This window comes from Streptomyces sp. NPDC045287 (genome assembly GCF_056432325.1).
Map to the genome: position 1 here is coordinate 1 of NZ_JBWKJG010000025.1, position 21,773 is coordinate 21,773.

22 protein-coding genes are annotated in these 21,773 nt (G+C 74.7%); 15 read left to right on the forward strand and 7 right to left on the reverse strand.

Annotated features, from left to right (window positions below):
* The 9 genes from AC07D6_RS29920 to AC07D6_RS29960 form a co-directional block, all read left to right on the forward strand.
* The coding region (locus tag AC07D6_RS29920) for a hypothetical protein (protein ID WP_479049585.1) at positions 1-273 on the forward strand (273 nt) is incomplete at its 5' end.
* Between the two features lie 61 nt (positions 274-334).
* Complete coding sequence (locus tag AC07D6_RS29925) at positions 335-1,444, forward strand: quinone-dependent dihydroorotate dehydrogenase (protein WP_315881720.1); 1,110 nt, start codon at positions 335-337, stop codon at positions 1,442-1,444.
* A complete protein-coding gene (gene pyrF / locus AC07D6_RS29930) occupies positions 1,441-2,280 on the forward strand; it encodes an orotidine-5'-phosphate decarboxylase (RefSeq protein ID WP_479049587.1) in 840 nt (279 codons plus the stop codon). Before AC07D6_RS29925 ends, pyrF begins: the two co-directional genes overlap by 4 nt.
* Positions 2,281-2,611: 331 nt before the next feature.
* Positions 2,612-2,935 carry an integration host factor gene (locus tag AC07D6_RS29935; RefSeq protein WP_010470436.1) on the forward strand — a complete coding sequence of 108 codons (324 nt, stop codon included), beginning with the start codon at positions 2,612-2,614 and terminating at the stop codon, positions 2,933-2,935.
* Positions 2,936-2,986: 51 nt separating this feature from the next.
* Complete coding sequence (gmk, locus tag AC07D6_RS29940) at positions 2,987-3,580, forward strand: guanylate kinase (protein ID WP_315881718.1); 594 nt, start codon at positions 2,987-2,989, stop codon at positions 3,578-3,580.
* Positions 3,581-3,612: 32 nt separating this feature from the next.
* Positions 3,613-3,885, forward strand: coding sequence for a DNA-directed RNA polymerase subunit omega (rpoZ, locus tag AC07D6_RS29945; RefSeq protein ID WP_003982715.1), 273 nt, complete (start codon positions 3,613-3,615; stop codon positions 3,883-3,885).
* A gap of 147 nt (positions 3,886-4,032) precedes the next feature.
* Positions 4,033-5,241, forward strand: coding sequence for a bifunctional phosphopantothenoylcysteine decarboxylase/phosphopantothenate--cysteine ligase CoaBC (gene coaBC / locus AC07D6_RS29950; RefSeq protein ID WP_479049590.1), 1,209 nt, complete (start codon positions 4,033-4,035; stop codon positions 5,239-5,241).
* Positions 5,242-5,486: 245 nt separating this feature from the next.
* Positions 5,487-6,695: a methionine adenosyltransferase gene (gene metK / locus AC07D6_RS29955; protein ID WP_479049592.1), complete on the forward strand. Its 1,209-nt coding sequence runs from the start codon at positions 5,487-5,489 to the stop codon at positions 6,693-6,695.
* Between the two features lie 131 nt (positions 6,696-6,826).
* Positions 6,827-8,971, forward strand: coding sequence for a primosomal protein N' (locus AC07D6_RS29960; protein ID WP_479049594.1), 2,145 nt, complete (start codon positions 6,827-6,829; stop codon positions 8,969-8,971).
* 195 nt (positions 8,972-9,166) lie between these two features.
* Here AC07D6_RS29960 and AC07D6_RS29965 read toward each other — a convergent pair whose 3' ends face one another.
* The gene (locus tag AC07D6_RS29965) at positions 9,167-9,703 is read right to left on the reverse strand and encodes a hypothetical protein (protein ID WP_315880960.1); all 537 of its coding nucleotides are present in this window, start codon (positions 9,701-9,703) and stop codon (positions 9,167-9,169) included.
* Positions 9,704-9,973: 270 nt separating this feature from the next.
* Between AC07D6_RS29965 and fmt the strand changes: the two genes are divergently transcribed.
* From fmt to AC07D6_RS29995, 6 genes are all read left to right on the forward strand, one after another.
* Positions 9,974-10,906 carry a methionyl-tRNA formyltransferase gene (gene fmt, locus AC07D6_RS29970; protein WP_479049597.1) on the forward strand — a complete coding sequence of 311 codons (933 nt, stop codon included), beginning with the start codon at positions 9,974-9,976 and terminating at the stop codon, positions 10,904-10,906.
* A gap of 73 nt (positions 10,907-10,979) precedes the next feature.
* Positions 10,980-12,416, forward strand: coding sequence for an RsmB/NOP family class I SAM-dependent RNA methyltransferase (locus AC07D6_RS29975; RefSeq protein ID WP_479049599.1), 1,437 nt, complete (start codon positions 10,980-10,982; stop codon positions 12,414-12,416).
* 153 nt (positions 12,417-12,569) lie between these two features.
* On the forward strand, positions 12,570-13,253 hold the full coding sequence (gene rpe, locus AC07D6_RS29980; protein ID WP_315880963.1) for a ribulose-phosphate 3-epimerase: 684 nt from the start codon (positions 12,570-12,572) through the stop codon (positions 13,251-13,253).
* 83 nt (positions 13,254-13,336) lie between these two features.
* Positions 13,337-14,383 carry a sugar-binding transcriptional regulator gene (locus AC07D6_RS29985; RefSeq protein ID WP_315880964.1) on the forward strand — a complete coding sequence of 349 codons (1,047 nt, stop codon included), beginning with the start codon at positions 13,337-13,339 and terminating at the stop codon, positions 14,381-14,383.
* Between the two features lie 167 nt (positions 14,384-14,550).
* Positions 14,551-15,993, forward strand: a complete 1,443-nt coding sequence (locus AC07D6_RS29990; RefSeq protein WP_315880965.1) for a GuaB1 family IMP dehydrogenase-related protein — start codon at positions 14,551-14,553, stop codon at positions 15,991-15,993.
* Positions 15,994-16,135: 142 nt separating this feature from the next.
* Positions 16,136-17,008 carry an RNA polymerase sigma factor SigF gene (locus AC07D6_RS29995; RefSeq protein WP_479049602.1) on the forward strand — a complete coding sequence of 291 codons (873 nt, stop codon included), beginning with the start codon at positions 16,136-16,138 and terminating at the stop codon, positions 17,006-17,008.
* Positions 17,009-17,063: 55 nt separating this feature from the next.
* Here AC07D6_RS29995 and AC07D6_RS30000 read toward each other — a convergent pair whose 3' ends face one another.
* From AC07D6_RS30000 to AC07D6_RS30025, 6 genes are read right to left on the reverse strand one after another with little or no spacing between them, the layout of a single operon-like run.
* Positions 17,064-17,537, reverse strand: a complete 474-nt coding sequence (locus tag AC07D6_RS30000) for an ATP-binding protein (protein ID WP_315880967.1) — start codon at positions 17,535-17,537, stop codon at positions 17,064-17,066.
* A gap of 43 nt (positions 17,538-17,580) precedes the next feature.
* Positions 17,581-18,819: a PP2C family protein-serine/threonine phosphatase gene (locus AC07D6_RS30005; RefSeq protein ID WP_479049605.1), complete on the reverse strand. Its 1,239-nt coding sequence runs from the start codon at positions 18,817-18,819 to the stop codon at positions 17,581-17,583.
* Positions 18,816-19,904, reverse strand: coding sequence for a SpoIIE family protein phosphatase (locus AC07D6_RS30010; RefSeq protein WP_479049607.1), 1,089 nt, complete (start codon positions 19,902-19,904; stop codon positions 18,816-18,818). The genes AC07D6_RS30005 and AC07D6_RS30010 overlap by 4 nt, the downstream gene beginning before the upstream one ends.
* The gene (locus tag AC07D6_RS30015; protein ID WP_315880970.1) at positions 19,901-20,455 is read right to left on the reverse strand and encodes an anti-sigma regulatory factor; all 555 of its coding nucleotides are present in this window, start codon (positions 20,453-20,455) and stop codon (positions 19,901-19,903) included. Before AC07D6_RS30015 ends, AC07D6_RS30010 begins: the two co-directional genes overlap by 4 nt.
* Entirely contained in the window at positions 20,452-20,859 is a 408-nt protein-coding gene (locus AC07D6_RS30020; protein ID WP_315880971.1) for an STAS domain-containing protein, read from the reverse strand. Before AC07D6_RS30020 ends, AC07D6_RS30015 begins: the two co-directional genes overlap by 4 nt.
* The gene (locus AC07D6_RS30025) at positions 20,856-21,752 is read right to left on the reverse strand and encodes an STAS domain-containing protein (RefSeq protein WP_315880972.1); all 897 of its coding nucleotides are present in this window, start codon (positions 21,750-21,752) and stop codon (positions 20,856-20,858) included. Before AC07D6_RS30025 ends, AC07D6_RS30020 begins: the two co-directional genes overlap by 4 nt.
* Between the last annotated feature and the right edge of the window lie 21 nt (positions 21,753-21,773).

A 21,773-nucleotide genomic window follows, 5' to 3' on the forward strand; every position in this document is an offset into this window, starting at 1 on the left:
TCCGAGGGCGAGGGGCCCGGTGGGGAGAAGACGATCGTCCAGTTGATCCATGCCGGTGAGGTCGACCTCATCGTCAACACTCCCTACGGCACGGGGGGCCGGCTGGACGGCTACGAGATCCGTACCGCCGCCGTGGCCCGCGGCGTCCCGTGCCTGACCACGGTCCAGGCACTGGCCGCAGCCGTCCAGGGCATCGACGCCCTCAACCACGGAGGGGTCGGCGTCCGCTCCCTCCAGGAACACGCCGAACGCCTGATCGCGGCCCGCGACTAGCAGCCCACGAGGGGGACACCGTCACCACGGTGTCCCCCTCCTCATGAGGACACCCACCGAGATGTACGAACTCTTCTTCCGCCTCGTCTTCAAGCGGATGGACCCGGAGCGCGCCCACCACCTGGCCGTCCGCTGGATCCGGCTCCTGGCCGCCGTCCCCGTGCTGCGCACCTTCGCCGCCGCCGTCCTGGCACCCCGCCACAGGGAGCTGCGCACCGAGGCCCTCGGCCTGCGCATGCACGGCCCCTTCGGCCTCGCCGCGGGCTTCGACAAGAACGCCGTCGCGATCGACGGCATGGCGATGCTCGGCTTCGACCACGTCGAGATCGGCACGGTCACCGGCGAGCCGCAGCCCGGCAACCCCAAGAAGCGCCTCTTCCGCCTCGTGCCGGACCGCGCCCTGATCAACCGCATGGGCTTCAACAACGAGGGCTCCGCCGCCGTCGCGCGCCGGCTGCGCGCACGCGTGCCGGTCTTCAAGACGGTCGTCGGCGTCAACATCGGCAAGACCAAGGCCGTCCCCGAGGCCGAGGCCGTCGCGGACTACGTGAAGTCCACCGAGCGCCTGGCCCGCCACGCCGACTACCTCGTCGTCAACGTCTCCTCGCCCAACACGCCCGGTCTGCGCGACCTCCAGGCCACGGAGGCGCTCCGCCCGCTGCTCACCGCCGTCCGGGAGGCCGCCGACCGCGCGGTCGCCGGCCGCCGCGTCCCGCTCCTGGTGAAGATCGCCCCCGACCTGGCCGACGAGGACGTCGACGCCGTCGCCGACCTCGCCGTGGAACTGGGCCTGGACGGGATCATCGCCACCAACACGACCATCGCCCGCGACGGCCTCGGCCTCGTGTCCGACCCGGCGCTCGTCGCGGAGACCGGCGGCCTGTCCGGCGCCCCGCTCAAGGAGCGGTCCCTGGAGGTCCTGCGCCGCCTCTACGCGCGCGTGGGCGACCGGCTCGTCCTCGTCGGCGTCGGCGGCATCGAGAACGCCGAGGACGCCTGGCAGCGCATCCTCGCCGGCGCCACCCTCGTCCAGGGCTACAGCGCCTTCATCTACGAGGGCCCCTTCTACGCCCGCGCCGTCCACAAGGGCCTCGCGGCCCGGCTCAAGGCATCCCCGTACGCCACCCTCGCCGACGCCGTCGGCGCGGACACCCGAAAGGCCGCCCAGTGACCCCCGTACCCTTCGGCGCCCGCCTCCGCGAGGCGATGGACGCGCGCGGCCCGCTCTGCGTCGGCATCGACCCGCACGCCTCCCTGCTCTCCGCCTGGGGCCTCGCGGACGACGTCGGCGGCCTGGAGACCTTCACCCGCACCGTCGTGGACGCGCTGGCCGGCACCGTCGCCGTCTTCAAGCCGCAGAGCGCCTTCTTCGAGCGGTTCGGCTCGCGCGGCGTCGCGGTCCTGGAAAGGGCCGTCGCCGATCTGCGGGACGCCGGCGCCCTCGTCGTCATGGACGCCAAGCGCGGCGACATCGGCTCCACCATGGCCGCGTACGCCGAGACGTTCCTGCGGAAGGACGCGCCCCTGTTCTCGGACGCGCTGACCGTCTCCCCGTACCTGGGCTACGGCTCGCTGAAGCCGGCCGTCGACCTCGCGCGCGAGAGCGGCGCCGGCCTGTTCGTCCTCGCCCTGACCTCCAACCCGGAGGGCGCCGAGGTCCAGCGGGCCGTGCGCGCGGACGGGCGGACCGTCGGGGCGACCGTGCTGGCGCACCTCGCCGAGGAGAACGCGGGGGAGACCCCCATGGGCTCCTTCGGCGCGGTGGTCGGTGCCACCCTCGGCGACCTGTCCTCCTTCGACCTCGACGTCAACGGCCCCCTCCTGGCGCCGGGCATCGGCGCGCAGGGCGCCACCCCGGCCGACCTCCCGGTGGTCTTCGGCGCCGCCGTGCGCAACGTCGTCCCGAACGTCAGCCGCGGCGTCCTGCGGCACGGCCCGGACGCGGCGGCCCTGCGGGGCGCGGCGGAGCGGTACGCGGACGAGGTGCGGGCCGCCGTCGGCGGCTGAGCCCACGGTGACTGTGACGTACCTCACGGGCGCCCGCCCCGCCGGCGGGCGCCCGGCCCCGCTCCGGCGTGTCGTCCGCGGAACGGCCCGTGACGGTTGTTGACGGAATCGGGCCCCAAACGAGGGCGTTATGTCTTGTTTGTCTGGCAGGATCGATGCTGACCAGGACTTTTCCGCTGTTCTCGCTGACTCTGGCGGCCTCGGCCGCTAGTCTCCGACGAGAGTCAGCGTTCGCAGCGGTCACTGCGTTGCTCGTTGCTCCCTTGGTGTGGGCCGACTAGGTTCCTCACCGGTCCGTATCCGACAGTTCGACATCCGAGGTGACGTAGGCGTGGCTCTTCCGCCCCTTACCCCTGAACAGCGCGCAGCCGCGCTCGAAAAGGCCGCCGCGGCTCGCCGGGAGCGGGCCGAGGTCAAGAATCGACTCAAGCACTCCGGCGCCTCGCTCCACGAGGTCATCAAGCAGGGCCAGGAGAACGACGTCATCGGCAAGATGAAGGTCTCCGCCCTCCTGGAGTCCCTGCCGGGCGTGGGCAAGGTCCGCGCCAAGCAGATCATGGAGCGGCTGGGCATCTCCGAGAGCCGCCGCGTCCGCGGACTCGGCTCCAACCAGATCGCCTCCCTGGAGCGCGAGTTCGGCGGCTCCAAGGCCTGACGGCCGATACCTGGCGTCCAGGGCACTCCCGGAAGCTGGAATAATCGCCCCATGGCTGCAACATCCCGGGGGACGACCCCCGAGCCCCCGGACGTACGTCCGCGGCTGACCGTGCTCTCCGGCCCCTCCGGGGTCGGCAAGAGCACGGTCGTCGCCCATATGCGCAAGGTCCACCCGGAGGTCTGGCTCTCGGTGTCGGCCACGACCCGCAAGCCGCGCCCCGGCGAGCAGGACGGCGTGCAGTACTACTTCGTCACGGACGACGAGTTCGACAAGCTCATCGCCAACGGCGAGCTGCTGGAGTGGGCCGAGTTCGCCGGCAACCGCTACGGCACGCCGCGCCGGGCCGTCCAGGACCGGCTGGAGGCCGGCGAGCCCGTCCTCCTGGAGATCGACCTCCAGGGCGCCCGCCTGGTCCGCGAGTCCATGCCCGACGCCCAGCTGGTCTTCCTCGCCCCGCCGAGCTGGGACGAGCTGGTCCGCCGCCTCACCGGTCGCGGCACCGAGTCGCCCGAGGTCATCGAGCGGCGCCTGGCGGCGGCCAAGGTGGAGCTCGCGGCCGAGTCCGAGTTCGACGCCACCCTGGTCAACACCTCCGTCGAGGACGTGGCGCGTGAGCTGCTAGCCTTGATGGACGTTGTCTGATTCTCTTTGTCCACTTTTTCGGAAGGTAGAGCGTGTCCTCTTCCATCACCGCGCCCGAGGGCATCATCAACCCGCCGATCGACGAGCTGCTCGAGGCCACGGACTCGAAGTACAGCCTCGTGATCTACGCGGCCAAGCGCGCGCGGCAGATCAACGCGTACTACTCGCAGCTCGGTGAGGGCCTGCTCGAGTACGTCGGTCCGCTGGTGGACACCCACGTCCACGAGAAGCCCCTCTCGATCGCCCTGCGGGAGATCAACGCGGGCCTGCTGACCTCCGAGGCCGTCGAGGGCCCGGCGCAGTAAGCGCTCCCCGTCATCACCAGGCCCGGCGGGCGTCCGCCGGGCCTGCGGTGTGTCCTGGAAGCCGCGGGGCCCGGTGAGCGTCCGGCCCGGAAGGCGCGCAGTCCCGGAATCCGGGACGCCGTACCAACCCTCAGAGCGGGAGGCGCAGTGCCCGAGCCCAAGCCCAAGGTCGTCCTCGGAGTCAGCGGCGGCATCGCCGCCTACAAGGCGTGCGAACTGCTGCGTCGGCTGACCGAGTCGGGCCATGACGTACGGGTCGTCCCGACCGCGTCGGCCCTCCACTTCGTCGGCGCCGCGACCTGGTCCGCGCTCTCCGGCAACCCGGTCTCCGACCAGGTCTGGGACGACGTCCACGAGGTCCCGCACGTCCGCATCGGACAGACCGCCGACCTCGTCGTCGTCGCCCCCTGCACCGCCGACATGCTCGCCAAGGCCGCCCACGGCCTCGCCGACGACCTCCTCACCAACACGCTGCTCACCGCCCGCTGCCCGGTCGTCTTCGCCCCCGCCATGCACACCGAGATGTGGGAGCACCCGGCCACCCAGGAGAACGTCGCCACGCTGCGCCGCCGCGGCGCCGTGGTCATCGAGCCCGCCGTCGGCCGCCTCACCGGCGTCGACACGGGCAAGGGCCGGCTCCCCGACCCCGCCGAGATCTTCGAGGTCTGCCGCCGGGTCCTCGCCCGCGGCGCCGCCGCGCCCGACCTCGCGGGCCGCCACGTCGTGGTCAGCGCCGGCGGCACCCGCGAGCCGCTCGACCCCGTCCGCTACCTGGGGAACCGCTCCTCCGGCAAGCAGGGCTACGCCCTCGCCCGCACCGCCGCCGCGCGCGGCGCCCGCGTCACGCTCGTCGAGGCCAACACCGGCATGCCCGACCCGGCCGGGGTCGACGTCGTCCACGTCGGCACGGCCGTCCAGCTGCGCGAAGCCGTCCTGAAGGCCGCCGCCGACGCCGACGCCGTCGTCATGGCCGCGGCCGTGGCGGACTTCCGCCCCGCCGCGTACGCCGAAGGCAAGATCAAGAAGCGGGAGGGGGAGGAGCCCGCGCCCGTCGTCCTCGTCCGCAACCCGGACGTCCTCGCGGAGCTCTCCGCCGACCGCGCCCGCCCCGGCCAGGTCGTCGTCGGCTTCGCCGCCGAGACCGACGACGTCCTCGCGAACGGCCGCGACAAGCTCCGCCGCAAAGGCTGCGACCTGCTCGTCGTCAACGAGGTGGGGGAGCGCAAGACCTTCGGCTCCGAAGAGAACGAGGCCGTCGTCCTCGGCTCCGACGGCACCGAGACCCCCGTCCCGTACGGCCCGAAGGAGGCCCTCGCGGACACCGTGTGGGACCTGGTGGTGCCGCGTCTGCCATGAGGGTGAATCCCGTGATTCCCCTCACAGTCGGCCCACCCCCGCAAGCCGGGCAACTCCCCCCGTACAAAAAGGTGATCTTGCCGTCGGCGGTGGGGCCGATGTGGCCAATCAGCCTCCCGCTGTGCGAGACGCCTGGCCCCACGCCCGAGAGTGCCCGATAAACTGTTCGCGGAACGACGCGGGGCGCAGCCCCCTGCCGGTCCACCCACGATCAGCCAGCAGCCGCTGCAAACCCAGGGAGCGTTGTGTCCCGTCGTCTCTTCACCTCGGAGTCCGTGACCGAAGGTCACCCCGACAAGATCGCTGACCAGATCAGCGACACGATTCTCGACGCGTTGCTGCGGGAGGACCCCACCTCCCGCGTCGCCGTGGAGACGCTGATCACCACCGGCCTGGTGCACGTGGCCGGTGAGGTGACCACCCAGGCGTACGCCGACATCCCCACGCTGGTGCGCGAGAAGATCCTCGAAATCGGTTACGACTCCTCGAAGAAGGGCTTCGACGGGGCGTCCTGCGGCGTTTCGGTGTCCATCGGCGCCCAGTCCCCGGACATCGCCCAGGGTGTGGACGCCGCCTACGAGCAGCGCGTCGAGGGCGACGAGGACGAGCTGGACCAGCAGGGCGCCGGTGACCAGGGCCTGATGTTCGGGTACGCCACGGACGAGACGCCCGAGCTGATGCCGCTGCCGATCCACCTCGCCCACCGGCTGTCCCGGCGCCTGACCGAGGTCCGCAAGAACGGCACGATCCCCTACCTGCGCCCCGACGGCAAGACGCAGGTGACCATCGAGTACGACGGTGACAAGGCCGTCCGTCTCGACACGGTCGTCGTCTCCTCGCAGCACGCCAGCGACATCGACCTGGACTCGCTGCTGGCCCCCGACATCCGCGAGTTCGTCGTCGAGCACGTCCTCAAGCAGCTCCTGGACGACGGCATCAAGCTGGAGACCGAGGGCTACCGGCTCCTGGTCAACCCCACGGGCCGGTTCGAGATCGGCGGTCCGATGGGTGACGCGGGGCTCACCGGTCGGAAGATCATCATCGACACGTACGGCGGCATGGCCCGCCACGGCGGCGGCGCGTTCTCCGGCAAGGACCCCTCCAAGGTCGACCGGTCGGCCGCGTACGCGATGCGCTGGGTCGCCAAGAACGTCGTGGCCGCCGGGCTCGCCTCCCGTTGCGAGGTCCAGGTCGCCTACGCCATCGGCAAGGCCGAGCCGGTCGGCCTCTTCGTGGAGACCTTCGGCACCGCCAAGGCCGAGGTGGAGCGGATCGAGAACGCCATCGCCGAGGTCTTCGACCTGCGCCCGGCTGCGATCATCCGCGACCTGGACCTGCTGCGGCCGATCTACTCCCAGACCGCGGCCTACGGCCACTTCGGCCGCGAGCTGCCCGACTTCACCTGGGAGCGCACCGACCGCGTCGACGCCCTCCGCAAGGCCGCGGGTCTGTAGGACCCGCCCGCCCGGCGAGCACCGGCAGTCCGGCCCCGTCCCGTACGGAGCCGGACTGCGGCGTTTCCGCGCCCCGCCCGCGTCCCCGCGGCCGGGGCGCGGTGTCGGTGGGGTCTGGTAGGCATGGGGCTGTGAGCAGCGGGAGCGGGAAACGGGAAGGGCGGCCGGGCGAGGGGCCGGAGCAGCTCGCGCTCATCCGGGAGTCCGTGCGGAAGGCGAAGGCGCCGCGGGCCAAGCCGCGGACGTGGCGGGGGGCCGCGCTGGCGAAGGAGCTGCCCGTCGCGCGGGTCGTCGTGAACAAGGGCGTGCTCCACCTCGACCAGTACTTCGACTACGCGGTCCCGGAGGAGCTCGACGCCGTGGCCAGGCCCGGAGTGCGGGTGCGGGTGCGGTTCGGGGCCGGGGCGCACCAGGTGCGGGACGGGCGGCGCGAGGGCGGGCGGCTCATCGACGGGTTCCTCGTCGAGCGGCGCGCCGACACGGACTACGCGGGGCCGCTGGCCGCGCTCGCCGACGTCGTGTCCCCCGAGCCCGTCCTCGGCCCCGAGCTGCTGGGGCTGGCGCGGGCGGTCGCCGACCGGTACGCGGGCAGCCTCGCCGACGTCCTGCAACTGGCCGTGCCGCCGCGCAGCGCCCGCGTGGAGGGCAGGCCGTCGCCCGAGCCGCTGCCCCCGCCGCCCGCGCCCGGGGCCGGCACGTGGGCGCGGTACGCGCACGGGGAGGCGTTCTTGGACGCCCTCGCGCGCGGGGGCGCGCCGCGCGCCGTGTGGACCGCGCTGCCCGGCCCGCACTGGGCGGAGGAGCTGGCGCGGGCGGTGGCCGCGACGCTCGCCTCCGGGCGCGGCGCCCTCGTCGTCGTCCCCGACGGGCGTGCCGCCGCGCGGGTGGACGCCGCCCTGACGGCCGTCCTCGGGGAGGGGCACCACGCGCTGCTGACCGCCGAGGCCGGGCCCGAGAAGCGCTACCGGCAGTGGCTGGCCGTGCGGCGCGGCTCGGTGCGCGCGGTCGTGGGGACGCGGGCCGCCATGTTCGCGCCCGTACGGGACCTGGGGCTCGTCGCCGTCTGGGACGACGGCGACGGCAGCCACAGCGAGCCGCACGCCCCGCAGCCGCACGCGCGCGACGTGCTGCTGCTGCGTGCCGCGCACGACGGATGCGGCTTCCTGCTGGGCGGCACGAGCTGCACGGTGGAGGCCGCCCAGCTCGTCCGGAGCGGCTGGGCACGGCCCCTGGTGGCGCCGCGCGAGCGGGTGCGGGCCGCCGCGCCGCTCGTACGGACCGTGGGCGACGGGGAGTTGGCGCGCGACGAGGCGGCGCGGGCCGCGCGGCTGCCGTCCCTCGCGTGGCAGGCCGTACGGGAGGGGCTGAGGTCCGGCCCGGTGCTGGTGCAGGTGCCCCGGCGCGGCTACGTGCCCCGGCTGGCGTGCGAGCGGTGCCGTACGCCCGCCCGGTGCCGGCACTGCGCCGGGCCCCTGGAGGCGCCGGAGCAGCGGGAGTTGAGGTGCGGCTGGTGCGGGCGGGGCGAACCGGACTGGCACTGCGCCGAGTGCGGTTCCACCCGGCTGCGCGCGCAGGTCGTGGGCGCCCGGCGCACCGCGGAGGAGCTGGGGCGGGCCTTCCCCGCCGTGCCGGTGCGCACCTCCGGGCGCGACCACGTCCTGGACTCCGTGCCGGGCAGACCCGCGCTGGTGGTGAGCACACCGGGCGCCGAACCGGTCGCCGAGGGCGGGTACGCGGCCGCGCTGCTGCTGGACGGCTGGGCCCTGCTGGCCCGGCCCGACCTGCGAGCCGGCGAGGAGGCGCTGCGCCGCTGGATCGACGCCGCGTCGCTGGTGCGCGGCCAGGACGAGGGCGGCACGGTGGTGGTCGTCGCCGAGCCGACGCTGCGGCCCGTGCAGGCGCTGGTGCGGTGGGACCCGGTGGGCCACGCCCAGCGGGAGCTGGCCGAGCGCGCGGAGCTGGGTTTCCCGCCGGTCTCCCGGATGGCCTCGGTGGCGGGCCGCCCGGAGGCCGTGGCCGAGTTCCTGGCGGCGGCGGAGTTCCCGCCGGACGCGGAGGTCCTGGGGCCGGTACCGCTCCGGCCCGCGGCCCCCGGCGGCCCGCGGCGCCCGGGCGACCCGCCCGCCGGGGAACCGTGGGAACGCGCTCTGGTACGGGTCCCCCCGGGGACGGGCGCGGCCCTGGCGTCCGCCCTGAAGAAGGCCCAGGCCGCCCGCCTGGCCAGGGGCGGCGTGCCGCCGGTCCGCGTCAGGATGGACCCGCCGGACATCGGCTGAGGGGCCCCGCGGGCGTCCCGGTCCTCGGCGGCGGTCCGTGCGGTGAGGGGGAGCGGGCGGGGCGAGAGGGGGGAAGGGGAGGCGGCGCGCCGGTTTCCCCGGGTGGGGGCGGACCCACCGCCGGCGGGCGGGGAGGGCGGCGCGGGCGGTGTGCGGGACGGTGAGGCGGAGCCGCCCCGCACGCCGGGGAGGGGGTCAGCCGTTGCGCGGGGCGGGGAAGGCGCTCGGGCGGACCTCCTCCCGGTGGGGCTGGTCCCTGAGCGCCTGCGCCGTCGGCTGCGGCGCCATCGACCGCGCCGCCGGGACCTGTGGCGCCGGCACCTGCGCCGCAGGCACCGTGCGCGCCTGCCCCGGGCGCTCGGCCGCGGCCGGCTGCCGGGCCGCCGCGCGGCGCGCCCCGTACCGGCGGTGCACCGCCTGCTTCGTGACGCCCAGCGCCGAGCCGACCGCGTCCCACGAGAAGCCGAGCGAGCGGTCGAAGTCGACGGCCGCGGTGACCAGGGTCTCGACGCTGTCCCGCAGCTCCTGCGCGAGCCGGACGGTCGGGGCCGGGGCCCTGCCGTAGACGACGAAGCCCGTCGACGGGCCGGAGCGACGCGGGCGGTAGACGTTGCCCAGCTGGGCGGTGAGCGTGCGCAGGGCGTCCACCTGCCGGCGGACCCGCTCGATGTCCCGCACCAACAGGTGCAGGCTTGCCCGGGCTTGGGCGTCGTGGGTTGCGTGGTCGGCCATTTACAAGCCTCTCGAACCGGCGTTGAAAAGGGGCGGGCCGCATCCGAGGGCGGCCCGATGAGGTCAATCTCCTTTGACAACGCGGCACCCGTCGCCGGGTCACGCGGCAGGGGCGTATCCGCATATGCGCAAGGCGCGCGGGCACGCGTACGCCCCCCGGGACGCCGGGCCCTAGACTGGTGCGCTGCCCGACCGCCCCGCGGACCGACCCGGCAGGGCCCCTCCCGCCGCGACTCCGGCGCATCCGACGAACAAGCGAGGTAACACGGAGTGAAGCTCGTCTTCGCAGGCACCCCCGAGGTCGCCGTCCCCGCCCTGGACGCCCTGCTCGCCTCCGGTCGGCACGAGGTGGCCGCCGTCGTCACCCGGCCCGACGCCCCGGCCGGGCGGGGCCGGCGCCTGGTCGCGAGCCCGGTCGCGGAGCGGGCCGCCGAGGCGGGCATCGAGGTCCTCAAGCCCGCGAAGCCGCGCGACGAGGAGTTCCTCGCCCGGCTCCGCGAGATCGCGCCGGACTGCTGCCCCGTCGTCGCGTACGGGGCGCTCCTGCCGAGGGTGGCGCTGGACGTCCCGGTCCACGGCTGGGTGAACCTGCACTTCTCCCTGCTGCCCGCGTGGCGCGGCGCCGCGCCCGTCCAGCACGCGCTGATGGCCGGGGACGAGGTCACCGGGGCGTCGACCTTCCAGATCGAGGAGGGGCTCGACTCGGGTCCCGTCTACGGCGTCGTCACCGAGGAGATCCGCCCCACGGACACGAGCGGCGACCTGCTCACCCGGCTCGCCTTCGCGGGCGCCGGGCTGCTCGCGGCGACGATGGACGGCATCGAGGACGGCACGCTCAAGGCGGTGCCGCAGCCCGCGGAGGGCGTCACCCTCGCCCCGAAGATCACCGTCGAGGACGCCCGCGTCGACTGGACGGCGCCGGCGCTCCGCGTCGACCGGGTGGTGCGGGGCTGCACGCCCGCCCCCGGGGCGTGGACCGTCTTCCGCGGCGAGCGGCTGAAGCTCGTCCAGGCGGTGCCGGCCCCGGACCGCGCGGACCTGGCGCCGGGCGAGCTGTCGGCCGGCAAGAACAACGTGTACGTCGGCACCGGCTCCCACGCGGTGGAGCTGCTCTGGGTCCAGGCCCAGGGCAAGAAGCCGATGCGCGCGGCGGACTGGGCCCGCGGCGTCCGCATCGCGGCGGGCGAGCGCCTCGGCGCCTGACGCCTCCGGGAAGGGCCCGCCCGGGCGGGGACTACGCTGGAAGGGTTCGACCCCACTGGAAGCGGAGCACCTTTTGAGCGAGCAAGGCCGTCGCCGTCCCTCCAAGCCGTACCGGCGTCCCCGGAAGGACCCGGTGCGCGTCCTGGCCTTCGAGGCGCTGCGCGCCGTGGACGAGCGGGACGCGTACGCGAACCTCGTGCTGCCGCCGCTGCTGAGGAAGGCCCGCGAGGAGGACGGCTTCGACGCGCGGGACGCCGCGCTCGCCACGGAGCTGGTGTACGGCACGCTGCGCCGGCAGGGCACGTACGACGCGATCGTCGCCGCCTGCGTCGACCGGCCGCTGCGCGAGGTCGACCCGCCGGTGCTGGACGTGCTGGCGCTCGGCGCGCACCAACTGCTCGGCACGCGCATCCCGACGCACGCCGCCGTGTCCGCGAGCGTCGAGCTCGCGCGCGTCGTGCTGGGCGACGGGCGGGCCAAGTTCGTCAACGCCGTCCTGCGCCGCGTCGCCCGGCACGACCTGGACGGCTGGCTGGCGGAGGTCGCGCCGCCCTACGAGGAGGACCCCGAGGACCACCTGGCCGTGGTGCACTCCCACCCCCGCTGGATCGTCTCCGCCCTGTGGGACGCCCTCGGCGGTGGCCGCGCCGGCATCGAGGACCTGCTGGAGGCCGACAACGAGCGCCCCGAGGTGACCCTCGTGGCCCGCCCCGGCCGCGCCACGCGGGCCGAGCTGCTGGACGCGCTGGGGGAGGGCGCGGGGGAGCCCGGGCGCTGGTCGCCGTATGCGGTGCGGCTCGCGGAGGGCGGCGAGCCGGGCGCCCTCGACGCCGTACGGGAAGGCCGCGCCGGCGTCCAGGACGAGGGCAGCCAGCTCGTCGCCCTCGCCCTGGCCGACGCGCCCCTCGACGGCCCCGACGAGCGGTGGCTCGACGGCTGCGCCGGCCCCGGCGGCAAGGCCGCTCTGCTGGGCGCCCTCGCGGCCCGGCGCGGCGCCGCCCTGCTCGCCGCCGAGAAGCAGCCCCACCGCGCCCGCCTCGTCCAGCGCGCCCTCGCCGGGAACCCCGGTCCGTACGAGGTCGTCACCGCCGACGGCACCCGCCCGCCGTGGCGCCCCGGCTCCTTCGACCGCGTCCTGGTCGACGTGCCCTGCTCCGGCCTCGGCGCCCTGCGGCGCCGTCCCGAGGCGCGCTGGCGCCGCCGGCCCGAGGACCTGGACGGCTTCGCGCCGCTGCAGCGCTCCCTGCTCGCCGAGGCGCTGAAGGCCGTACGGGTCGGCGGTGTCGTCGGGTACGCGACCTGCTCGCCGCACCTCGCCGAGACCCGCGCCGTCGTGGACGACGTGCTCAAGGGGCGCGGGGGAGCGCAGGACGTGACCGCCGAGTGGATCGACGCGCGTCCCCTGATGCCCGGCGTCCCCGCGCTCGGCGACGGCCCGGACGTGCAGCTCTGGCCGCACCTGCACGGCACCGACGCCATGTACCTGGCGCTGCTCCGCCGCACCGCCTGACCCCGGGCCGGCCGGCCGCCGCGCCGCCCCGGACCCCGCCGGCGACGGTCCACCCGGGTTTTGCGGGGTTTCGGGCGGACTGTTCCGCCGCCGGTGCGGCCGGGCCGGGGGATCGGGGCGAGGAAGGGCCACGCGGCATGGCAGGCTTGGCACATGGCCCAGATCAACCCCAGCATCCTGTCCGCCGACTTCGCCCGCCTCGCCGAGGAGGCCAGGGCCGTCGAAGGCGCCGACTGGCTCCACGTCGACGTCATGGACAACCACTTCGTGCCCAACCTCACCCTGGGCGTGCCGGTCGTCGAGTCGCTCAGCCGGGCGACCGACACCCCGCTGGACTGCCACCTCATGATCGAGGACCCCGACCGCTGGGCTCCGCAGTACGTGGAGGCCGGCGCCGGGTCCGTCACGTTCCACGTGGAGGCCGCCGCCGCGCCCGTACGGCTGGCGCGGGAGATCCGGGCCAAGGGCGCGCGCGCCTCCATGGCGCTCAAGCCCGCCACGCCCATCGAGCCGTTCGAGGACCTGCTGCCCGAGCTGGACATGCTGCTGATCATGACCGTCGAGCCGGGGTTCGGCGGGCAGGCCTTCCTCGACATCATGCTGCCGAAGATCCGCCGCACCCGTGAGCTGATCTCCAAGCACGGCCTGGAGCTGTGGCTCCAGGTCGACGGCGGCGTCTCGGCGTCCACGATCGAGCGCTGCGCCGAGGCCGGCGCGGACGTCTTCGTCGCCGGTTCCGCCGTGTACGGGGCCGACGACCCGGCCGGGGCCGTGCGGGCGCTGCGCGACCGGGCCGACCGGGCGACGGCCTCCGCCGCGTGGGCGTGCGGACACTGAGCCACCGGTGGGTCACCGGGAGATGAACGCAAACCAACAGGACTGATCAAGGGTCGCCGGATCTGCAAGGATGGCGATCCGGAGTGAACAGCAGTGAGGAGAACGCGGTGTCTGCAATGTCGGCGGGACGTCCAGCCCTGCGGATGGGACCCGCGGAGCTGGTGCAGGCGGCGGCCATGGCCCGTCGCTTCTACCTGGAGGGCAAGTCCAAGATCCAGATTGCCGAGGAGTTCGGCGTCAGCCGCTTCAAGGTCGCCCGCGTCCTGGAGACGGCCCTGGAGCGGGACCTCGTGCGGATCGAGATCCGCGTGCCGGCGGAGCTGGACGCGGAGCGGTCCGACGCGCTCCGGGCCCGCTACGGCCTGCGCCACGCCGTCGTCGTCGAATCCCCCGCCGAGGGCGAGGACGAGTCGCCCGACCCGGAGAACCTGGGCGAGGTCGCGGCCGACCTGCTCGGCGAGCTGGTGACCGAGGGCGACGTCCTCGGCCTGGCCTGGGGCCGGTCCACCATCCACATGGCCGCCGCCCTCGACCGGCTCCCGCCGTGCACGGTCGTCCAGCTGACCGGCGTGTACGACGCGGGCACCGCCGAGCGCGGTTCGGTCGAGGCCGTCCGCCGCGCCGCCCAGGTCTCCGGCGGCGAGGCGCACCCGATCTACGCGCCGATGCTGCTGCCCGACCCGGCCACCGCCGCCGCGCTGCGCAACCAGACCGGCATCGCCCGCGCCTTCGAGTACTTCGACAAGGTCACCGTCGCCGCGGTGTCCATCGGCTCGTGGGAGCCGGGCATCTCCACCGTCCACGACATGCTCAGCGACGAGGAGCGCGCCCACTACGCCTCCCTCGGCGTCGCCGCCGAGATGTCCGCCCACCTCTTCGACGCCTCCGGCCGCCGCGTCGGACGCGACCTGGGCGAGCGGTGCATCACCGTCGAGGCCGACCGGCTGCGCCGCATCCCGGAGGTCGTCGCCATCGCGGGCGGCTCCCGCAAGGCCGCGGCCATCGGCGCCGTGCTCCGCTCCGGTCTGGTCACCAGCCTCGTCACGGACACGTCCGCCGCCGACTACCTGCTGACCGAGTCCGAGCCGGGCCCGCGGCCCGCCCTGGAGCGCTTCGACCCGGACAACTGAACCGCCCGCCCGGCCCTCTTTGGAGGAACCTCCCAGGTCACCCCGCGTGACCTGGAGGTTTCTCCTGGGGGTCGAACGCGTGTCGGCATGGGAGAATGAAGTACGTGCGTTTTCCCCCCGGCTGAGATGCCCGGGGGCCAACTCCGAACGACTGGGATGTTCAGCACGTGCGTTTCCTCAATGACCTGAAGCCGCCGTACGACCTCACGTACGACGATGTGTTCATGGTGCCTAGCCGCTCGGCCGTGGGCTCCCGCCAGGGCGTCGACCTCACCACCCCCGACGGCACCGGGACCACCATCCCGCTGGTCGTGGCCAACATGACCGCCATCGCCGGCCGTCGGATGGCCGAGACCGTCGCCCGCCGCGGCGGCCTGGTGGTCATCCCCCAGGACATCCCGATCGACGTCGTCGCCGACGTCGTCTCCTGGGTCAAGAGCCGCCACCACGTCCTCGACACGCCGATCGTCCTCGACCCGGCCCAGACCGTCGCCGACGCGCTGTCGCTGCTGACCAAGCGGGCGCACAACGCCGGCGTCGTCGTCGACGCCGACCACAAGCCCGTCGGCGTCGTCACCGACCGGGACCTGACCGGCGTCGACCGCTTCACCCAGCTCTCCGAGGTCATGTCGAAGGACCTGCTCCTCCTCGACGCGGACATCGACCCGATCGAGGCGTTCAACACCCTCGACCACCACAACCGGCGCTACGCCCCGGCGGTCGACGGCGACGGGCGGCTCGCCGGCATCCTCACCCGCAAGGGCGCCCTGCGCGCCACGCTGTACACCCCCGCCGTCGACGACCGCGGCCGGCTGCGCATCGCCGCCGCCGTCGGCATCAACGGCGACGTGGCCGGCAAGGCCAAGCAGCTCCTCGACGCGGGCGTCGACACGCTCGTCATCGACACGGCCCACGGCCACCAGGAATCGATGATCAGCGCGATCCGCGTGGTCCGCGGCCTCGACCCGCACGTCCCGATCGTCGCCGGCAACATCGTCGCCGCCGAGGGCGTCCGCGACCTCATCGAGGCCGGCGCGGACATCATCAAGGTCGGCGTGGGCCCCGGCGCCATGTGCACCACGCGCATGATGACCGGCGTGGGTCGCCCGCAGTTCTCGGCCGTCCTGGAGTGCGCCGCCGAGGCGAAGAAGTACGGCAAGCACGTCTGGGCGGACGGCGGCGTCCGGCACCCCCGCGACGTGGCCATGGCGCTCGCCGCCGGCGCGTCCAACGTCATGATCGGCTCCTGGTTCGCCGGTACGTACGAGTCGCCCGGCGACCTCCAGCAGGACGCGGACGGCCGCCTGTACAAGGAGTCCTTCGGCATGGCCTCCGCGCGCGCCGTGCGCAACCGCACCAGCGAGGAGTCCGCGTACGACCGGGCCCGCAAGGCGCTGTTCGAGGAGGGCATCTCCACCTCGCGGATGTACCTCGACCCGGCCCGCCCCGGCGTCGAGGACCTGATCGACTCGATCATCGCCGGTGTCCGTTCCTCCTGCACCTACGCGGGCGCCGCCTCGCTGGAGGAGTTCGCCGAGAAGGCCGTCGTCGGCGTGCAGAGCGCCGCCGGCTACGCCGAGGGCAAGCCGCTCCACGCCAGCTGGAGCTGATGCGCCGAGGCCGCCCCCGTCCCGTACGCGGACGGGGGCGGCCCGTCTTCGTCCGCCCCTACGGGCGGCGCGGAGCCGTCCGGCGGAAAACGGAATCCGGGAGGAGTGCCCGGCGCGTTACGGGGTAGACGCGCCTCCGGCAATGTCGAGACGAAGGGAGGGCAACGTGTCCACGGCGACCACGACCCCGACGGCGGCGGCACCCGCGACGACCCTGCCGCGGGTCCCAGAGCCCACCGAGGTCGCACCTCAGGACGCCAAGGAGCTCTCGAAGCAGTTCTTCGCGCGGCTCGCGGTCCTCGAGGAGGGGACCGAGGAGTACCAGTACGTCCGCAACACGCTGATCGAACTGAACCTGTCCCTGGTCAAGTACGCGGCAGCCCGGTTCCGCAGCCGCGCCGACCAGATGGAGGACATCGTCCAGGTCGGCACGATCGGTCTGATCAAGGCCATCGACCGGTTCGAGCTGAGCCGGCAGGTCGAGTTCGCGACCTTCGCCATGCCGTGCGTGATCGGCGAGATCAAGCGTTTCTTCCGGGACACGAGCTGGTCGGTGCACGTGCCCCGGCGCCTCCAGGAGCTGCGCATCGACATCGCCCGGGCGACCGACGAACTCTTCCAGGAGCTGGACCGGTCCCCGACCGCGGCGGAGCTCGCCGCCCGCCTCGGCATCGGGGAGGACGAGGTGATCGAGGGACTGGTGGCGGCCAACGGGTACACGGCCGCCTCGCTGGACATGCCGCTCGACGAGTCGGGGGAGCCGGCGTCGGCCACCCTGGCGGACCTCATCGGCGAGGAGGACCGCGACATCCAGTTGACGGAGAACGTCCAGGCGCTCAAGCCGATCGTGGAGCAGCTCGACGACCGCGACCGGGCGATCCTGCGGATGCGGTTCGCCGAGGAGATGACCCAGGCGGAGATCGGCGAGCGGCTGGGCGTGTCGCAGATGCACGTGTCCCGGCTGCTGGCGCGGATGACGGCGCGGATGCGCGAGGGCCTGCTGAGCGAGGGCTGAGGAACGGGCCGGCGCAGGGCTCCGGGGGCCGTGCCGGGCCGGCCGGGGCGCCGGGTCAGGACGCCGCGGACCCGGCGTGGTCGACGAGGCGCGACCTGGACTCCGGGGCGTCGGGACGCGTCGGCCGGTGGCTCCCCCGCTTCCCGGGGCCCACCTCCGGCCGGCGGTCCGCCGGGGCCCACCACTCGGCGCGCACGGTCTTTCCCGCCGGCCCCGGGCGCACGTCGACCCGGTCGGCGAGCTGCTCCACCAGCCGCCAGCCGAAGCCCCCGCCGCCGCCGAAGTCGGGCTGCCGCGCGGAGGGCAGGGCGGGACTCGTGTCCTCCACTTCCAGGGTGAGCCGCTGCTCCTGGGCGTGCAGGCGCAGGCACCACTCCCCGTCGGTGTGGTGCAGCGCGTTCGCCAAGAGCTCGGTGACCACCAGGCGCACGGCGGTCAGATCCGCCCAGGGGCAGCGGTCGGTGACGAAGCCGGTGACGGTCTCCCTGACCTCGGCGCTGTCGACGGTACGTGAGTCCAGAACAAGCACGAGCGCCTCCTTCCCCGCTTCGCGTACCCGCTCACCGCCGACTTCAGTACCCCTCCTCCGTGCGCCGGACCGTCAGGGCCACCGTGTCGTCCGGGTGGAGGATCACGGTGTGCATCTCCTCCGCGAGGGCGCCCGGCACCTCCTCCATGGGGAGGTGCCGGTGGCGGCGGGCCGCCAGGGCGAGGCGCTGCTCGCCCTCGCGCGGGTCGCGGCGGCTCTCGGTCAGCCCGTCCGTGTACAGGACCAGGAGGTCGCCGGGGTCCAGCCGGTCCCGGAGCAGCACCTCGCTGCCCGGCAGGGGGAAGCCGACGCCCCGCCCGGGGGCCTCCAGGAACCGGGTGGCGCCGTCCCGGCGCACGAGCAGGGCCGGCGGGTGGCTGCCGTTCGCCAGGCACAGCTCTCCGGTCCGCGGGTCGATCCGCACCACCTGCACCGTCGCCATCAGCTCCTGGTCGAAGGCGGCCAGCGCGTCGGCGGCCCGGGCGACCAGCGTCCCCAGCTCGTGGCCCTCCAGCGCCAGGGTGCGGACGGCGTGGGTGACGTTGAGGGCGCTGCGGGTGCTGGTCAGCCCGTGGCCGAGCGCGTCCACGATGGTGATGTGCACCGTGCCGTCGGGCAGCGCGAACCAGTCGTACAGGTCGCCGCCGGTCGGCGCGTGCTTCTCGGCCGGCTCGTACCGCACGGCCATCTCCAGCCCGCGCACCTCGACCGGCGGCGGGCGCAGCGCGTCCTCCAACTGGCGCAGCATCCGGCCGTGCGCCTTCCGCAGCTGCTCGTCGCGCTCCTCCAGCTGTACGTAGAGGGCGAGGACGCCGCTGTTGGTCTCGGCCAGTTCGTCCTTGAGCCGCTGGTGCTCGCGGGCCAGGCAGTCCAGGCGCTCCGTGAGGAAGGCCGCCTCCTCCTCCAGCAGCGCCACCGGGTCCGGCGGGTCCGGCGGGCCGCCGCCGTCCGGGACGGCCGCCCCGGGGTCCGGCAGGGGGACCGTCCAGGCGGCCCCGGCGGGCGCCGGCAGGGCGGGCAGGGGCAGGGCGTCCAGAGCGGGCGGGGAGGGGGAGTGCGGCAGCGACAGGCGTACCGTCAGGGCCGTCCCGGCGTCCCGCGGGGGCGGTACGACCTCCAGCGAGACGGCCCGCCCGGCGGCCAGCTCCGCCGCCGCGAGCCGGCTCGCCGACAGCACCAGCCGGGAGCGCAGGTCCGGGCCGACACCGGCCCGGTGCGCCACCCGGCGGAGGGTCGTGCGCAGTTCGTCCAGTGAGTGGTGGGTGGTGGACTGGGGTCTCATGGGGTTCTCCGGGCCGGGGCCACGGCCAGCACGGTGACGTCGTCCCGCGCCGCCCGGTGCTCGTGGGCCAGTACGACGGGGAGGAGGGGGGCGGGGAGGCGGGTGAGCTCCGGCCCGGGCGAGCGCGCCCAGCCTCCGTCGACGCCGTCGCTGTGCAGCAGCAGCGTGCCGCCGCGCGCGTCCGGCAGCCGCTGCGCGACCGGGGCCGGCATGTTCCAGCCGACCACGCCGGGCTGCGCGCCGAACCGGTGCCGCACGCCGTCGTGCCCGACGACGTACGCCCGTACGTTGCCGACGGCGCAGTGCTCGACCGCGCCGTCCGGTGTCCGCCGCAGCAGCCCCACCGCCGCGCCGCGGGTGCTCCGCAGCGCCTCGTGCACCGCGCACATCAGCCGCGGCAGCGGCAGGCCGGGGGAGTGGCGGAGCGTTCGTACGGCGAGCTCCGCGGCCGCCGCGGCGGCCGGGCCGTGGCCCAGGCCGTCCGCCACCATGGCGGTCAGCGTCCCGTCGCCGGGTGCCGCCTCCAGGGCCCAGGCGTCGCCGCACGACGACTCGCCGTCGACGGGCAGCCGCAGCGTCCCGACCTCCGGTGCGGCGGCCTGCCGCGAGCCGTCCGGCGGCCCGGCAGCGGGGGCGCGCAGCCGGGCGCACACCGCCGTCCCGCGCCCCGGCGCGACGCGCAGCACGAAGTCGTCGGCCAGCCGCCGTACGGTTCCCAGGCCGGGCAGGGGCCCCGGATCGGCCGGCGCGGTCCCGCCGGGCGACGCGGCGGCCGGCCACCGCCCCAGCCCGTCGCCGTCCGGCCCGTCGCCGTCCGGCCCGGCGCCGGGCGGGTCCCCGGGGTCGGGTGCCGCGCCGACCGCCACGATGTCCAGCCCCGGGCGCAGCGCCAGCGGCTGTATGTACACCGCGCCCCGCACGGAGTGCAGGGCGAGGCCGCGGGCCAGCTCGCCGGCGCACTCGGCGGCCCGCTCCGGCAGCGCCCCGGACAGCCCCTGCTCCACGGCCGCCCGGCGCGCGGCGCCGGCCGCCAGCAGGACGGCGCCGTCGTCGTGGACGCGCACGCGCGCGGTCACCGCGGTCACCGGTCGTTCCACCGCGTCACCACCACCGTCGTGCCCCGGCCGGGGGCGGTGCGGATCTGGAAGTCGTGCATGAGCCTGCGGGCCCCGCCCAGACCGTGGCCGAGACCGCTGCCGGTGGTGAAGCCGTCCTGGAGCGCGGCCTCCACGTCCGGGATGCCGGGCCCCTCGTCGCGGACCGTCAGCCGCAGGCCGCGCCGCCCTCCCGGGGTCAGCAGCCGCACCTCCAGCGTTCCGCCGCCGCCGTGGACGTAGGCGTTGCGGGCCAGTTCGCTGGCGGCGGTGACGATGCGGGTCTGGTCGACGATCCCGAACCCGGCCTGGACGGTGGCCGCCCGCACCGCGTGCCGGACGGTCAGCAGGTCCTCCTCGGAGCGCACCTCGTACCGGGAGCACCGGCTCTCGTCGACGTCCGGGACGTCGGGCCCGGCCCCCGCCGCCCCGCGCCTCGGGACGGGGTCCGGGGGCGGCACGGCCACCCGCGCGCCGTCGTGCACCGGGGTGCGCGGCCATCTCACCTGGCCGCCCGCGGTCAGGGCGTCGCCCGGCGTCATGGCCGGCCCTCCCCGCGGGGGCCGGGCGGGTGCGGCATCCGCTGCCAGCCGAGGGCGGTCAGCCCCTGCTCGGCGTTGAGCGCCGTCTCCACGCCGGTCAGCCGCAGCCCCAGTTCGACCAGCGTGATCGCCACGGCCGGGCGCATCCCCGCGACGATGACCCGCGCGCCGAGGAGCCGCGCCATCGTGGTCAGCTCCGTGAGCGTCCGCGCGACGAAGGAGTCGATGATCTCCAGCCGGGAGATGTCGATGAGTACGCCCCGCGCGCCGTCCGCCACGATGCGCTCGGTCAGCTCGGCGGTGAACGCCAGCGCCGAGGTGTCGTCGAGCTCGTTCAGCAGGCCGGTCACCAGTACGTCGCCCAGCCGCAGGATGGGCACGCCCGTGGGGCGGGGCGGCGTCACTCGGTCACCGGCCGGTCGGGGGAGGCGACCGCGCCGGCGCCGACGGCGGGCTGGTCGGTGAGGCGGATGGCGGCGGCCAGGGCGTCCGCCAGGGTCGCCCGCGTCAGGATCGTCGACAGGTCGATGCCCAACTGGGCGATGGTCTGCGCGATCGGCGGGCGGATGCCGCTGATGACGCAGTCGGCGCCCATCAGCCGCACCGCGTTGACCGTGTGCATCAGGTGCTGGGCCACGGCCGTGTCGACGGCCGGGACGCCGGTGATGTCGATGATCGCGACCTGCGCCTCGTTGTCCTGGATCGCCTGGAGGAGGCTCTCCATGACCACCTGCGTCCGCGCCGTGTCCAGCGTCCCGATGAGCGGCACGGCCAGGACGTGCCGCCACAGCCGCACCACCGGCGTGGACACCTCCAGCAACTGCCGGCTCTGCCGCTGGATGACCTCCTCGCGGCCCTCCACGTACGTCTCGAAGGACAGCACGCCCGCCGCGTCGAGGAGCCGGTTGATCAGGATCGCGGCGGAGAACAGCTCGGCGGAGTCGCGGGTGGTGTGCTGGACCGCCGTCAGCAGCGCCTCCTTCAGCGACAGGACGGCGAGCGAGGTCGCCGTCGGCGACGCCCCCGCGCGGGCGCGGCGCAGCGAGAGCTCTATCACCGTGCGCCGCAGGTCGTTGCGCGAGGTCACCAGCCGCTCCACGGGAACGTCGCTGGCGAGCCCGGCGGCCAGCGCGGAGATCAGCAGGTCGGCTTCCTCGCGGACCTCGTGCTCGCTCATGTCCGTGCTGAGCACGGCCTGTTCCAGCTGGAGCCGGACCCAGCGGTCCGCGATCTCCTCCTCGCGGTCGCGCAGCGCCTCGCAGAGGCGGTCCCGCACACTCGATTCGCTGGTGTTCACACGTACCTCTCGCATTCGACG